Source organism: Acinetobacter marinus, from assembly GCF_900096915.1.
In the GTDB taxonomy this organism is placed as follows: domain Bacteria; phylum Pseudomonadota; class Gammaproteobacteria; order Pseudomonadales; family Moraxellaceae; genus Acinetobacter; species Acinetobacter marinus.
This window is the reverse complement of the sequence record NZ_FMYK01000001.1, coordinates 24,365-38,440: the sequence shown is the minus strand read 5'-3', so window position 1 is coordinate 38,440 and position 14,076 is coordinate 24,365. Positions and strand designations below refer to the sequence as shown.

The window sequence follows — 14,076 nt, the reverse complement described above, 5'->3', positions numbered from 1 at the left end:
TATGCCACGTATCAAAGTACGCCCACATGCGCAATTCTGCCCTGAAGGGACTGAGTTTGAAGTCGAGAAAAATGCCAATCTGTGTGAAAGTCTGCTGAAAAATGGCGTAAAAATTGAGCACGCATGTGATATGTCTAAAGCATGTACCACCTGTCACGTCGTTGTGCGTCAAGGTTTTTATGAGCTTGATGAAATGGACGATGTCGAAGCAGATTTGCTTGATCGTGCTTGGGGATTGGAGGCGGAATCACGCCTGTCATGTCAGGTGAAAATCGAAGATGAAGATTTGGAAATTGAAATTCCTAAATACACCATCAATCACGCTTCAGAAAACCACTAATCGATCATTCTCAGATGAGAAAAAACGCTCAATGTATTTGGGCGTTTACTATTGGAATGACTTTTTTGAATGATTATTTTGCAATGCTTTTGAAACTGTTTCTTTAAGGATAATCACTTTGACGATGCTTGATCAGATTGAGTAATCTGCACCATGTGTTCTTTGGAAAGCATCACCGCACCTTCTTGATCGGTACGTTGTTGTTGTAATTTAATCCGCTCAATCGCCTCTTGCATGACTTGGATTAACTCTGGATAATCATAGATTGGCGTCTTGTCCAAATTCAATAACAGATTAAAACCTTTCGATTCAAAATCAAACCATGTGCGATATTTTTCGATCGACTCATGATAGCGCTCAACCACTTGCCAAGATTTTACGGGCTCACTGATGCCTTTTAAAATCAAAGGTTCGTGCTTGATACAAAGAAATTCATCTTTAACCAGATTAAAGGTTTCCTCGGAAATCAAAATCTGATCAACCTGCGCCGCTGTTTGTAAACGTGAAGCAATATTGGCATCCCGCCCAACGATAGTATAGGACATGCGATGTGCCGTACCGTAGTTACCGACGTGGCAATACCCCGTAGCGATCCCCATCCGCACATTGAGCGAGGTATAGCCCATTTTAATCCAGCGCTCTCGCAAAATACGCATCTGCTGACGCATGGTGACCGCCATATCCAAACACGCCAAAGCATCTTCTTTTTCACCACGGCTATTCGGATCGCCATAAAAAATCAACATGCCATCGCCCATAAACTTGTCGATGGTGCCACCATAATGTTTGGCTATTTCGGTCATATGACGCAGATAATCATTCAGCAAAAATGCCAAATCATCAGGTATTAGATTTTCTGATAGATCGGTAAAGCCTTGAATATCTGAGAAAAAAATCGTTAATTTACGGTGTTTATATTCGATCCGTGCCTCAAATTCACCACGCATGATCGATTGCCACAACTGTACAGGCGCATAGCGAGCCAATTGATTATTCAGTTTCAGATAACGGTTGAGCTCATCGAGTTGATGGCTATTTTCTTGTTGCAATTGTTCATATTGATATTGCTGATAATAAATAAACAGCGAAATATAAATCATAAAAAAGAGCAGTGACAGAATATTCAACTCACGACTCGAAGATTGTAAATACGGTTCGAAGCCAAAAAATAAAACCGACGAAAAATAAAAGGTCGCCACCGCAATGATGGTTGAACTTAATACGATAAATTTGGGAACTTTGGTATAGGTCGCAAAAAACAGTAAGGCACAAATCAGCACAAAACTTGGAATAATTAAAGCGTGAATGGCCGCAACAAATAATGAACAGAGGAAAATATCAACTAAAAATATGGCACTTTGCCGTGCTTCTTTACCGTAGTGGTATTCAACTTTTTGATAAATTTTTTCTTCAAAAGCCAGCGCAAGAAAGATAAATGGAATCAGATAGAGACTTTCAAGCCCCACGACAATTTCAGTAATAAAACTGACGCAAAGCAATAAGCATAAAATGGTAAAACCAAGATAACGTAAAATCTGAACCAATTGGTATGGTGCTTTATGCTCAAATAGTTTTTTGACCATACCCTACCTCAAATGCACTGCGATCTATATTGGCTACGCTTAATCCATACGCCAGTCAAATGGCATTTCACCCTGCCCACGCAATGCAAGCATCAAAGTCTGGCGCATATGTGCCAGTACTTCAGATGAATAAGGCACGGCTGGTGTTCCCCAAACAGGTTTTGGCCAAGCACTGTCATTCTGATAACGCACCACATGATGAAAATGCAGTTGTGACACCATGTTACCAAGTGCAGCAACATTCATTTTATCCGCACGAAAAACCCGTGAAAGTTGACTAGACAACCAGCTTGATTCACGTAGAAATTGAGCTTGATCAGCTTCACTGAGTTCGTAGAGCTCAGTCACGCCCGGCACACGTGGAATCAAAATCAACCACGGAAACTGCATATCATTCATTAAACGACAGGTACAAAGCGGAAAATCACCAACAAAAAAAGTATCTTGGGCAAGTTGTGGATGCAAAGTAAACATATCAATCAATGTTGCAGTTAAGGATGCAGCAATACTAACATAGCTGACTTAGATAAACTGCACTTTCCCAAAAAGATTTCAGCAATTCGACTGATTTCATACGGATTTCGTTGATGTTTTATACGAACCATGGCTTGCAAGTGCGGTCATTTCAATATCAATGCAATGAGGCTAAAAGCTGATCCAACAATGCTTCGACAAAAGACAAACGCTTGTCTGATTCTTCAAGCTGAACCGTGACTTTTAAGCGCTGTCCACCTTCCATCCGATAATAGGTCGGTTGCTTTTGCATCATTTGAATGATGGTAATGGCTTGCAATGGTGTATCAGGCAAGAAATCAATGAGACCGCCTCCTTTCGCCACATCAATTTTGGCGATGCCTAACTCTTCAGCTTTCAAGCGAATTTGATGCACCGCAAAAAGATATTTTACAGGCTGTGGAAGCAAGCCAAAACGATCAATCAACTCGATACGAATATTATTGAGTTTATCGGCATTCACTGCATTACTGATGCGTTTGTAAAACAACAAACGCTGATGTACATCACCAAGATAATCATCAGGAATCAGCGCAGGCAGATGTAAATTAATATCTGCGGTGAGATTCAACGGTTGATCGAAGTTTGGTGATTTACCTTTTTGAATGGCTTTGGTGGCTTTTTCCAGCATTTCCATGTACAAGCTGTAGCCAATCGCTTGCATACTGCCGCTTTGTTGCTCGCCGAGTAATTCGCCTGCACCACGAATTTCTAAATCTTCTGTAGCAAGGACAAAACCTGCGCCCAAAGTATTGGCACGTTGAATCGCATCCAGACGTTTTTCCGCATCGCCTTTGAGATGTTTAACTGACGGCACAAGTAAATACGCATAAGCCTGATGATGCGAACGCCCCACTCGACCACGTAATTGATGTAACTGCGCCAAGCCGAGTTTATCCGCGCGCTCAATGATAATGGTATTGGCATTCGGCACGTCAATCCCAGTTTCGATAATGGTCGAACACACCAAAACATTGTATTGCTTATGATAAAACTGTTGCATGACGTGTTCGAGTTCTTTCTCTCGCATCTGACCATGCGCTACCGCCACACGAGCTTCAGGCAAAAGTACCCGTAAATTTTCCGCAGTACGTTCAATGGTTTCCACTTCATTATGCAGAAAATACACTTGACCACCACGCAGTAATTCACGAAGCACCGCTTCTTTGATCACCGCATCGGTTTCATCCATGACAAAGGTTTTCACCGCCAAACGCCGTGCAGGTGGCGTCGCAATAATGGATAAGTCACGCATTCCAGAAAATGCCATATTTAACGTTCGTGGAATCGGTGTTGCCGTCAAGGTCAGCATATCGACATCGGCACGCATGGCTTTGATGCGTTCCTTATCACGTACACCGAAACGATGTTCTTCATCGACAATCATTAAACCCAAATTTTTGAATTGTACAGATTCTTGCAAAATCTTATGTGTGCCAATCACGATATCGACTTTGCCATCAAGAATATCGACAATGATTTTTTGATGTGATTTATTGCTGCCAAATCGAGATAACACTTCGATACGAATCGCCGTATCGGCAAAACGATCTTTAAATGATTCATAATGTTGCTGTGCAAGCAATGTGGTTGGCACAAGTACCGCCACTTGTTTTTCATTTTGTGCAGCGACAAAAGCGGCTCGCATCGCTACTTCCGTTTTCCCAAAACCAACATCACCACAAACTAACCGATCCATCGGACGAGCTTGTTGCATATCATGTAATGTCGATGTAATGGCATTGTGTTGATCTATGGTTTCTTCGTACATAAAGCCACTGACGAATTGATGATACAAACTTTCATCAAACTCAAAAGCAAAACCTGGCTTGGATTGTCGTCTCGCATGAATATGCAAAAGCTCTGCCGCCACATCATGAATTTGTTCAAGGGCTTTGCGCTTCGCTTTTGACCACTGGTCTGTACCGAGTTTGTGCAATGGCGCAAGATCAGGATCACCACCACTAAAGCGACTAATTAGATGCAAATTAGTCACAGGCACATAGACTTTGGCATCATCCGCATAATTCAACTGTAAAAATTCATGAGTTTGATCGTCAATATCTAAAGTCACCAAACCCGCATAACGCCCTACGCCATAATCGATATGTACCACAGGTGCGCCAATTGAAAGCTCGGTTAAACTACGAACTAAAAATTCTTCCGACACTTCTTTTTGATGCTTACGACGACGCTGAATCACCCGTTGTTCATAAAGCTGACTTTCGGTAATAATCGCCAATTGATCAGGCAATAATAAACCACGCTCTAAAGGCGCATCGGTAATGGCAAGTTGACATTTTTCATTTAAAAATTGTTGGATTGAATCAACCACTTTGAGCTGATTTAGCTTTAACGATTCTTTTAAACCTTCACGACGACCTGCACTTTCAGCCACGATCAGCACAGGATAGTTTTGTGCAGCAATAAATTGTTTGACCTGACTAAACGGATCGTCGAATTTATGATCAACGCTCAACTTCGGCGGTATTAAACCATCCAAATTCAGCGTCCCTACTCGATCAGTCGCCTCATCAAAGCTCACAATGATTCGTGGATGTTGATTGAGGCGTTGTGCGATTAGCTGTGCATTTACAAAGAGCTGTTCAGGTGGCAAGATCGGTTGATCTATATTTGATTTACGATCGTCATAGCGTCGCTCGACTTCTTGCCAAAACTGCCCAATATCCTGCTCAAGATGGGTTTCATTGACAATCAAACTGTCTAAAGGCAGATAATCTAAAAATGTACTTTGCTGTAATTGTTCTGCGCTAAAAAACAGTGGGAAATAATATTCCAAACCTGGGCTGGCAAGACCATCCATGACATCTTGATAGATCGCATTACGCTTTGGATTAGATTCAGGGAATAGCTCTGCATAACGATCGCGAAATAGACTACGCCCTTCTTTCAGTGGAAATTCTTTGGCTGGCAAGATTCGAAATTGTTCAATTTTTTCAATGGTGCGCTGTGTTTCTGGATCAAAAAACCGTAGGCTTTCCACCTCATCATCAAACAAATCAATCCGTACAGGCGCATCCTGACCCGATGCAAAAATATCCATGAGGCTGCCACGCACCGCAAACTCACCATGCTCATACACGGTATCCACCGCATGATAACCCGCTGCAATCAGTTGCTCACGTTTACGCTCGACATCGAAAGATTCACCTTGTCGAATATCAAAATGTTGCCCATACAGCCAGCTCGGCGGTGCAACACGCTGTGCCAAAGTCGTTGCAGAAATTAAGACAATCCCCGATTTGGGTATATTAGTGAGCAGCGTTAAGCGTTCAGAAATAATATCTTGATGCGGTGACAATCGATCATAAGGCAAAGTTTCCCAATCAGGAAACACATGGACGTTTTGCCCATAAAATTCGATTTCACTTTCAAGCTGAGCAAGATGTTGATGATTGCGGGCAATGATGACGATCAGTTTGTCATGTTGCTGTGCAATCTCACTAAGTAGTAAACTGCCAATCGAGCCTTGTATCTGCCCAATCCAACGCTTTTCTCCTTGTTTTAATTGAGATAATTTGAGCTGTTGGATCGCAGATTGTAGCAACATAATTTTGAATAAAGTAATAATGAAAACCGCATTATGCTAGCATTTTTCAGTACGAAGAAAAAGGCGATTGATCGCATGCACCAACCACCTACAACAATTGATACAGTGAAATTTTAGGATTAAATGCTTACAAAAATATCATTCAATACTTGTTTCGGATTTTCTGCCTGAGTAATTGGACGCCCAATCACTAAATGTGTTACACCATCTTGCATTGCTTGCACTGGTGTCACAATCCGTTTTTGATCATCTGCACTACTCCCGACTGGACGAATCCCAGGGGTCACTAATTCAAAATCTGCACCAATTTCGGCACGTAGCATTTTTGCTTCTTGCGCTGAACACACCACACCATCTAAACCGCATTCATGAGTGAGTTTTGCTAGGCGCAATACTTGCGCTTGCGGATCAATATCCAAACCAATATCACGCAAATCCTCACGCCCCATGGAGGTCAGTACCGTCACAGCAATCAGCTTGGTTTGGTGCTGATGCTGTGCTAGACGCTCAGCACAGGTTTGCATCATCTTGCGTCCGCCACTGGCATGTACATTCACCATCCACACACCCAGATCGGCAGCCGCCAAAACCGCTTGTGCAGCTGTATTTGGAATATCATGAAATTTTAAATCTAAAAAAACCTCAAAGCCACGCTGATGCAAGGCTTTCACCACATCTGGACCTGCATGCGTAAATAATTCTTTTCCAACTTTGACACGACACTGCGCTGGATCAAGCTGATCCACCATCGCCAATGCTTGATCATGACTTTTTGCATCTAAGGCAACAATAATACTCAAAACGACAACCTCTAAAAATTCGCCACATCATGGCGAAAATCAATACACGAAAAAAAAGCCCATTATAAAGGGCTTTTGTCGTTTGGATGTACATCCAAGACAGTTTTTTCATGTCTTGCGGCAGCGGCGGCGTCAGCTGCAGCATTTTGTGCTGATTGGATCTGCTGTTTACGCAAATAATCAATGTCTTTACGCAAGCGCTTGATTTCCCAACTTTTTTGTATCACTTTAATGGATAACAACAATAAGCCTAAAATGATACCCAGCACTAAAGTCAGTAATAATAATAAACCGAGACGCATTGCAGGAACTTGTACAAATAACAAATTCACCGCAAGCTCAGCTGGGTTTTGTAAAACCAAACCCAGTGCATAAGCAAAAATTGCCACTGTCAGCGCAATCAAAAAAATACGCATTTCATTTTCCTTTATTGTTTACATACTTTGGTATTTTAACTCAAATCGATAGATCAAATGAATTCGTGCAAGTAATTATGGTGCAACTTGTTCATTGACCGCATCACGTAACGCCTTACCAGGTTTAAAGTGCGGTACAGCTTTGGCTGCGACTTGAACTTTTTCACCTGTTTTTGGATTACGTCCAACACGTGGTTGACGATGATGTAATGCAAAACTACCAAAACCACGAATTTCGATACGTTGATTATTTGAAAGTGCATCAATCATGTGATCAATCATGATCTTAATGGCATCTTCTACTAAGGGCTCTGCCAAATGTGGATTTTTTTCTGAGATTTTTACAATAAGATCGGACTTATTTAATGCTTCCGTTGTCATGAGATCTCATCTCCATGTGTAATGTTCTAATTTTAAATAATAACCTGTTTAAATACAAAAAGGTAGCACTAGATCTGTATCTAATGCCACCTTTTACAGTAAAACTATAAACTTTTAGTAAAAAACAAACAAACTAAAAGTCAACATGACTTACTTGTTTTGAGCTGCTTTGATCAAGTCGCCCAAAGTTTTAGGACCATTGGCATCGCCACCAGCTTGTGCAGCCGCTTGACGTGCATTGTTCAATGCTTCTTTCTCTTCAGCTTCGTCTTTTGCTTTGATCGACAAGTTAATCGCACGAGATTTACGATCGACATTGATGATCTTCGCTTCAACTTCTTGACCAACTTCTAAGAATTTAGTTGCATCTTCAACGCGATCACGGTTGATTTCAGATGCTTTCAACTGTGCTTCAACTTCGTCAGCCAACTTCACAGTTGCGCCTTTGGCATCAACAGCAGTCACAGTACCTTTAACCAAAGCACCACGTTCGTTAGCAGCAAGGAAATCATTGAATGGATCGCTGTTCAATTGCTTGATACCTAGGCTGATGCGGTTGCCTTCAGCGTCTACAGACAAGATCACAGCTTCTACAGTGTCACCTTTCTTATAACGACGGATTGCATCTTCACCAGACTCATTCCAAGAAATATCTGACAAGTGAACTAGACCGTCGATACCGCCATCAAGACCGATGAAGATACCAAAGTCAGTGATTGACTTGATTGAACCAGATACTTTGTTGCCTTTCTCATTGTTTTTCGCAAACTCTTCCCATGGATTCGCACGAGTTTGTTTGATACCAAGCGAAATACGACGACGCTCTTCGTCAACTTCAAGTACCATCACATCAACTTCATCACCGATCTGAACAACTTTAGATGGGTGGATGTTTTTGTTGGTGTGATCCATTTCTGAAACGTGAACAAGACCTTCTACACCTTCAGCAATTTCTGCGAAGCAACCGTAGTCAGTTAAGTTGGTTACACGTGCTTTCACGATAGAGCCTTTTGGATAACGGCTCATGATTTCCATCCAAGGATCTTGACCCAATTGTTTCAAGCCCAAAGATACACGGTTACGTTCTTTGTCAAATTTAAGGACTTTCACAGTCACTTCTTGACCAACTTCTACCACTTCAGATGGATGCTTGATACGTTTCCAAGCCATATCTGTGATGTGTAGAAGACCGTCGATACCGCCAAGGTCAACGAATGCACCGTATTCTGTAAGGTTCTTGATTGTACCTGTAACAGTTTGACCTTCCTCAAGTTGAGAAAGTAGCGCTTCACGATCAGCTGAAGATTCAGCTTCCATCACTGCACGACGAGATACAACTACGTTATTACGTTTTGCATCTAATTTGATGACTTTGAACTCAAGCTCTTTGCCTTCAAGGTGTGTAGTATCACGGATTGGACGAGTGTCTACCAATGAACCTGGCAAGAATGCACGAACTGGACCGATGTCAACAGTGAAACCACCTTTGACTTTACCAGAGATGAGACCAGTAACGATTTCACCATCTTCAAAGATTTTTTCAAGTTTCGTCCAAGTTTCAGCACGTTTTGCTTTTTCACGTGATAAAACAGTTTGACCCATACCATTGTCAAGTGCTTCAACAACAACATCTACGTTGTCGCCAACAGCAACTTCAAGCTCACGTTGTTCATTTAAGAATTCTGCACGAGCCACAACGCCTTCTGATTTAAGACCTGTGTCAACGGTTACCCAGTCGTCGTCAATACTAACAACAACACCTTGGATGACTGCACCCTTTTCGACGTTAAGATTTAATTCACTTTCTTCAAAGAGGGCTGCAAAAGATTCGGTCATGATATACCTAGTAATAAATAACGCCTTGGATCAGTTCAAGAGCGGTTTCGTTGAGTTTCAAATTTGACCTAGCACTGACCGTCAAATCCAAAACTTGATTTAAATATGTATTAGCAAACACTGAACTCGTGCTTATTGAGCGAGTTGCTGATCGATATATTGACGCATTTCCTCGAACACTTGTTCGATAGATAATGCTGAACTATCAATCACTTTGGCATCGTCGGCAGGCTTAAGTGGCGCAACCGTTCGTTCCCTATCACGCTTATCACGTGCTTCGATGTTGGCTAAAATGGCGTCTATTTTAGCATCAGCACCCATACCTTGCAACTGTTTTACACGGCGCTCTGCACGCGATTGTGCTGAAGCTGTGAGATAGATTTTGGCAATTGCATGCGGAAAAACCGTAGTCGCCATGTCACGACCATCAGCAATTAAACCTGGGGCTTGTGCAAAATCTTTTTGACGTTGTAATAATGCATCACGTAGCGCAGGAATCGCTGCCACTTGTGAGGCAAATGCGCCGACTTCTTCAGTACGAATTTGCGCAGTCACATCTTGCCCGTCAAGTAATACTCGGATGCCATCAAGGCTAGGTAAAAACTCAATCGCCAAGTTTTTTGCTACGTCTACACACTGATCGAGCGCCGTATCCAACTGATCAAGCAACTGACGCTGATACAAACTCAATCCAAGTAAACGATAAATCGCCCCTGAATCCAGCAAGTGATAGCCATAATGCTCAGCCAGCATAGTGGCTAAAGTGCCTTTGCCTGAACCACTTGGACCATCAATGGTAATAATGTGTATAGACATGCAACATCCAAAAATAAGGAGAAATCCAAAAAATAAGGCAAATCAATTTATCGCATTGATTTTGCCAACCCAGCCATACCACGTCCGACAGCAAGTTTTAATTGCGATAAGACAATACGACTCGAAAAAGGGATTCTACCATCAAACTCGATGCTGTAAACCAATTGCGTTGTATTCTCATTGATTGCAGTAAACGTTAAACGTCCCAAATGATGGCGTACCAGTGGATTATTAATGATTTTATATTCGATCAACTCATTTGGTATCAGTTTGGTAATTTGCTCTTGCAGCGGTTTGATTGCAGCAAAACCCATTTTGCGTACCGAACCGACGCCGTCTGGTCGCTGTGGATCTGCCGAGTCTTTAATACGCACCACTTGAATCGGTTTAAAAATACGATTATACGAGGCATGTTTTGATAAAATGTCAAACACCTCAGCTACTGGACGATTGAAAGTTTGTTCAATCACAATCATTTTTGACGATTTCTTTGTCATAACATTATTCCTTTACATCGGTTTAGACAATAATCCATTCATTTTACGGTTTTATTTTGTTGTTTGCTTGGCTGTTCTGACGGCGAGCCTTAAAAAATTGTCGAAGTAGCTCAGCGGATTGCTCCGCCAAACAGCCCCCTTCGAAGGCAAAAAAATGATTATAAAAGCCATCATTCATCAATTGTCTGGCACTCACCAAAGAACCAGCTCTAGGCTCAGTTGCAGCAAAAACCACACGACTGATCCGTGCATGCACCAACGCACCAACACATTGTGTACACGGCTCTAAGGTTACATACAAGGTTGAGCCTTCTGGCAATCGATAGTTTTGAAGATTTTGGCAAGCATGACGAATCGCTTGAATCTCTGCATGTGCAGTTGGATCATTACTGGAAATTGGACAGTTAAATCCCTGACCGATGACTTGCCCTTGGTGCACAATCACTGCTCCAACAGGCACTTCCCCTTGCGCTTCGGCGAGTTTGGCTTGTGCTAAGGCAAGATGCATCCACTGTTCATCAATGTTTTGATGTGTATCGACATCCCGTTTTTCATGAAATTCAGCGTCTTGCATAGCAAAAAAACAACTCAGCGACTAATCGATCAAAATACCATATTGACGCAGTAATGCGTTCCAGCTGTCAATATGTTCGCTCTTTGGTACAGAATGTGGAAATAACTCTCGTAGTGTTTGATAATCCTGCGCCTGCCAAGCTGGCTGAAGATCTTTATCCACCAAACGTGCACGCACTCCTTCAATGAAGTCCGCATGCTGGATTTTCCATGCAGAGATTTCTTCTTCTAAGGTAAAAACATCATTCCAAGAACGATGCTGTTTCGCCCATTGCCATAACAGCCACGTAATTGCTGCTGTGGTTGGTGAGCCATTGCTTAGGTTTTCACTGGCTTGACGAAGCCAATCACTGCGAGCCGTAGCCAGCCCTTTGATGGCTTGTACATCTTGCATAAAATCTGAACCACGACACACGCTATGAATCACATCCAGTGAATCCTGCAAAGGTCCTGCCGCCAGCGGACGATGCAAACTATTCAAGGTATCATCAATGGCACGATAATCGCCCGCAGGATAGTCCTGCCAACGAATGTGGGTCAAGCGTCCAAGGACATTCTCACGCCCTTGTTCGCACATGTGGGTCGCCCAGCCGATACTATAGGCACCCGCTGCCGTCATGATTGAGCCAGTCATGCCGATGAATAAACCAATTGCCCCTCGATCCGCAAGAAAACGTGTCGCCCCGACATCAGGATACAGTCCAATATTGATCTCAGGCATAGCAAGCCGTGAATGTGGTGTCACTAGACGAAACGGTGCTGCCATAAATAAACCAAGCCCACCACCCATCACATAACCTTCACCCCAGACCACAACAGGCTTAACATAATGATGCAGCAGTCGATCTAATGCATATTCATGGTGAAAGAATGCCTTGGCTTGCTCGACTTCTTCATTAATCACCAATTGGCGCAACTTACGCACATCACCGCCTGCACAGAATGCTTTCGGCGTAGTAGAATCAAACCACACCGCTTTGACTGCATCATTGCTATGTAAATATTCAAAAATCGAATGCAAAGCAATAACGATCTGCTCATCTAATGCGTGCAACGACTTTGGGCGATTTAAACGCACCGCCCACCAGCCATTTTTCAGTTCTTCTACTAAAATATCAGGGTGATTGATATAGTCAGTCATGATGTCAATATTCCGTTATGCGTCGAGTTGCCAGTCGATTGGCGCAATGCCTTGAGATTGAAGATAATGATTCGTTTTTGAAAATACTTTACAGCCAAAAAATCCGCCTCGATTGGCAGATAATGGCGAGGGGTGTGCCGCTTTTAACACCAAATGTTTACTGTCATCGATGCGTTGTCCTTTGCGCTGGGCATAAGCGCCCCACAAGATAAACACCACCGATTGACGCTGTTCATTGATCACATCAATCACCGCATCGGTAAATTGCTCCCAGCCTTGCTTTTGATGTGATGTTGGTTTGCCTTGTTCCACGGTCAACACACTATTTAAAAGCAATACACCTTGCGCAGCCCACTGGCTCAGATCGCCATGCGCTGGTGGTTGAATCCCCAAATCTGTACGCAACTCATGATAAATATTACGCAGTGAAGGCGGTAAAGCGATGCCTTTATTCACAGAAAAACTCAGACCATTCGCCTGCCCAGCACCGTGATAGGGATCTTGACCCAAAATCACCGCTTTGACTTGATCGAGTGGCGTGTCATTTAACGCACGAAAAATCTGTGCATTCGGTGGATAAACGATTTGTTGGTCTTGCTGTGCTTCTGCCAAAAAATCACGTAAATTTTGCATGGTGTCACTGAGCAAGAATTCCGACAGTGGCGCTTTCCAACGATCATCGATTTTGACCCGTGACAAACGGGCATCATCTTGCGCCACATTTGCTGACTGTGTTGCGATATCTTGGCTTGAGAATTGAAGGTCGGTTGCCCCGCTATCCTGCATTGATTGCTTTCCCTAATTTTTAAAAACACCATTTGAGTGACGTATTCAATGTCAATTTTTCAATGCACAATGGTCATTGCTACCTGCGCATAAAAACCACTCAAAACGATGTTAATTTAAGCAAATTTTTTAATCAGTGCAAATTGCTATGCTGATTTTTACGCAATCTACGACTAAAGAAAAAGAAACGATAACGGTTATATTAAACCTTGACTTGCAAATCAACCAGAGGATTGTCGAACAACTCGCCATTTTTTAAGCGATCGTACATATCAGGCATTGCCCACTCATTTTTCACTTGTTCAGAAAACACGATTTCGGCAAGGGACAATTCGCCCATTTGTACATTTTCAATATCTTCACGGAAACACTGCGCATAACCTGTATCTGTTTCATGCACGATCACAGAATGCAGTGTGACATCGCCTTCGCCATTTTGCATATTGGTATGTTTGAGCACCGCATCAACGAGGAAGAAAAACACTCGGGAAAACTGCTCTGCCGATGGCGAAACAGGTAAGGCAATCCAACGTGCACTAAAGTTTTTACAGGCGGTCACATAATCTGCGTCATCTTTATCCCAAAAAGTAATCGCATGGTCAAAGCTATCAATTAAGTCTTTAATAATGCCTTTCATCAAACCAAAGTCATAGACCATCTGCCCATGATCAAGGCGATTCGCTTGCAACAATACCTCGACCTTATAACTGTGTCCATGAATCGAGCGTTTGCAACGATCTGAACTACAGTTACGGACGATATGCGCATTTTCAAACTTAAATAACTTGCGAATCAGCATAATAAATCAATTCAACTTGGCAAA

Annotated in this window: 14 protein-coding genes; 1 reads left to right on the top strand and 13 read right to left on the bottom strand. The window is 42.5% G+C overall.

All coding sequences use genetic code 11. The features are described from left to right. Position 1 precedes the first annotated feature (1 nt). Positions 2-340: an ISC system 2Fe-2S type ferredoxin gene (fdx, locus tag BLQ60_RS00190; RefSeq protein ID WP_092614310.1), complete on the top strand. Its 339-nt coding sequence runs from the start codon at positions 2-4 to the stop codon at positions 338-340. Positions 341-453: 113 nt separating this feature from the next. Here fdx and BLQ60_RS00185 read toward each other — a convergent pair whose 3' ends face one another. The 13 genes from BLQ60_RS00185 to BLQ60_RS00125 form a co-directional block, all read right to left on the bottom strand. Continuing rightward, a complete protein-coding gene (locus BLQ60_RS00185) occupies positions 454-1,923 on the bottom strand; it encodes an adenylate/guanylate cyclase domain-containing protein (protein ID WP_092614307.1) in 1,470 nt (489 codons plus the stop codon). Positions 1,924-1,962: 39 nt separating this feature from the next. Then, positions 1,963-2,397, bottom strand: a complete 435-nt coding sequence (locus tag BLQ60_RS00180) for an HIT domain-containing protein (RefSeq protein ID WP_092614304.1) — start codon at positions 2,395-2,397, stop codon at positions 1,963-1,965. Positions 2,398-2,554: 157 nt separating this feature from the next. Next, positions 2,555-6,004: a transcription-repair coupling factor gene (mfd, locus tag BLQ60_RS00175; RefSeq protein WP_092615899.1), complete on the bottom strand. Its 3,450-nt coding sequence runs from the start codon at positions 6,002-6,004 to the stop codon at positions 2,555-2,557. Between the two features lie 122 nt (positions 6,005-6,126). Then, positions 6,127-6,807 (bottom strand): orotidine-5'-phosphate decarboxylase, encoded by a 681-nt coding sequence (gene pyrF / locus BLQ60_RS00170; RefSeq protein WP_092614301.1) that lies wholly within the window; start codon positions 6,805-6,807, stop codon positions 6,127-6,129. 62 nt (positions 6,808-6,869) lie between these two features. Then, positions 6,870-7,223, bottom strand: coding sequence for a lipopolysaccharide assembly protein LapA domain-containing protein (locus BLQ60_RS00165; RefSeq protein ID WP_092614299.1), 354 nt, complete (start codon positions 7,221-7,223; stop codon positions 6,870-6,872). 75 nt (positions 7,224-7,298) lie between these two features. After that, entirely contained in the window at positions 7,299-7,604 is a 306-nt protein-coding gene (locus BLQ60_RS00160; RefSeq protein WP_092614296.1) for an integration host factor subunit beta, read from the bottom strand. A 150-nt stretch (positions 7,605-7,754) separates the two neighbouring features. Further along, a complete protein-coding gene (rpsA, locus tag BLQ60_RS00155) occupies positions 7,755-9,440 on the bottom strand; it encodes a 30S ribosomal protein S1 (RefSeq protein ID WP_092614293.1) in 1,686 nt (561 codons plus the stop codon). 132 nt (positions 9,441-9,572) lie between these two features. Continuing rightward, positions 9,573-10,256 (bottom strand): (d)CMP kinase, encoded by a 684-nt coding sequence (gene cmk / locus BLQ60_RS00150; RefSeq protein ID WP_092614290.1) that lies wholly within the window; start codon positions 10,254-10,256, stop codon positions 9,573-9,575. A 47-nt stretch (positions 10,257-10,303) separates the two neighbouring features. Beyond that, complete coding sequence (locus BLQ60_RS00145) at positions 10,304-10,753, bottom strand: SRPBCC family protein (protein WP_244515914.1); 450 nt, start codon at positions 10,751-10,753, stop codon at positions 10,304-10,306. 43 nt (positions 10,754-10,796) lie between these two features. Further along, positions 10,797-11,327 carry a tRNA adenosine(34) deaminase TadA gene (tadA, locus tag BLQ60_RS00140; RefSeq protein ID WP_092614287.1) on the bottom strand — a complete coding sequence of 177 codons (531 nt, stop codon included), beginning with the start codon at positions 11,325-11,327 and terminating at the stop codon, positions 10,797-10,799. A 21-nt stretch (positions 11,328-11,348) separates the two neighbouring features. Beyond that, positions 11,349-12,467 (bottom strand): enoyl-CoA hydratase/isomerase family protein, encoded by a 1,119-nt coding sequence (locus BLQ60_RS00135; protein ID WP_092614284.1) that lies wholly within the window; start codon positions 12,465-12,467, stop codon positions 11,349-11,351. A 15-nt stretch (positions 12,468-12,482) separates the two neighbouring features. Further along, complete coding sequence (gene ung / locus BLQ60_RS00130) at positions 12,483-13,253, bottom strand: uracil-DNA glycosylase (RefSeq protein WP_092614281.1); 771 nt, start codon at positions 13,251-13,253, stop codon at positions 12,483-12,485. A 202-nt stretch (positions 13,254-13,455) separates the two neighbouring features. Beyond that, the gene (locus tag BLQ60_RS00125; protein ID WP_092614279.1) at positions 13,456-14,052 is read right to left on the bottom strand and encodes a 6-pyruvoyl trahydropterin synthase family protein; all 597 of its coding nucleotides are present in this window, start codon (positions 14,050-14,052) and stop codon (positions 13,456-13,458) included. Between the last annotated feature and the right edge of the window lie 24 nt (positions 14,053-14,076).

Excerpts from the sequence above, each read along its gene's own strand:
- BLQ60_RS00135 (WP_092614284.1), bottom strand. The coding sequence starts at position 12,467 with ATGACTGACTATATCAATCACCCTGATATTTTAGTAGAAGAACTGAAA.
- rpsA (WP_092614293.1), bottom strand. The coding sequence starts at position 9,440 with ATGACCGAATCTTTTGCAGCCCTCTTTGAAGAAAGTGAATTAAATCTT.
- BLQ60_RS00165 (WP_092614299.1), bottom strand. The coding sequence starts at position 7,223 with ATGCGTATTTTTTTGATTGCGCTGACAGTGGCAATTTTTGCTTATGCA.
- BLQ60_RS00145 (WP_244515914.1), bottom strand. The coding sequence starts at position 10,753 with ATGACAAAGAAATCGTCAAAAATGATTGTGATTGAACAAACTTTCAAT.
- ung (WP_092614281.1), bottom strand. The coding sequence starts at position 13,253 with ATGCAGGATAGCGGGGCAACCGACCTTCAATTCTCAAGCCAAGATATC.
- fdx (WP_092614310.1), top strand. The coding sequence starts at position 2 with ATGCCACGTATCAAAGTACGCCCACATGCGCAATTCTGCCCTGAAGGG.
- BLQ60_RS00125 (WP_092614279.1), bottom strand. The coding sequence starts at position 14,052 with ATGCTGATTCGCAAGTTATTTAAGTTTGAAAATGCGCATATCGTCCGT.
- BLQ60_RS00160 (WP_092614296.1), bottom strand. The coding sequence starts at position 7,604 with ATGACAACGGAAGCATTAAATAAGTCCGATCTTATTGTAAAAATCTCA.
- cmk (WP_092614290.1), bottom strand. The coding sequence starts at position 10,256 with ATGTCTATACACATTATTACCATTGATGGTCCAAGTGGTTCAGGCAAA.
- BLQ60_RS00180 (WP_092614304.1), bottom strand. The coding sequence starts at position 2,397 with ATGTTTACTTTGCATCCACAACTTGCCCAAGATACTTTTTTTGTTGGT.
- tadA (WP_092614287.1), bottom strand. The coding sequence starts at position 11,327 with ATGCAAGACGCTGAATTTCATGAAAAACGGGATGTCGATACACATCAA.
- BLQ60_RS00185 (WP_092614307.1), bottom strand. The coding sequence starts at position 1,923 with ATGGTCAAAAAACTATTTGAGCATAAAGCACCATACCAATTGGTTCAG.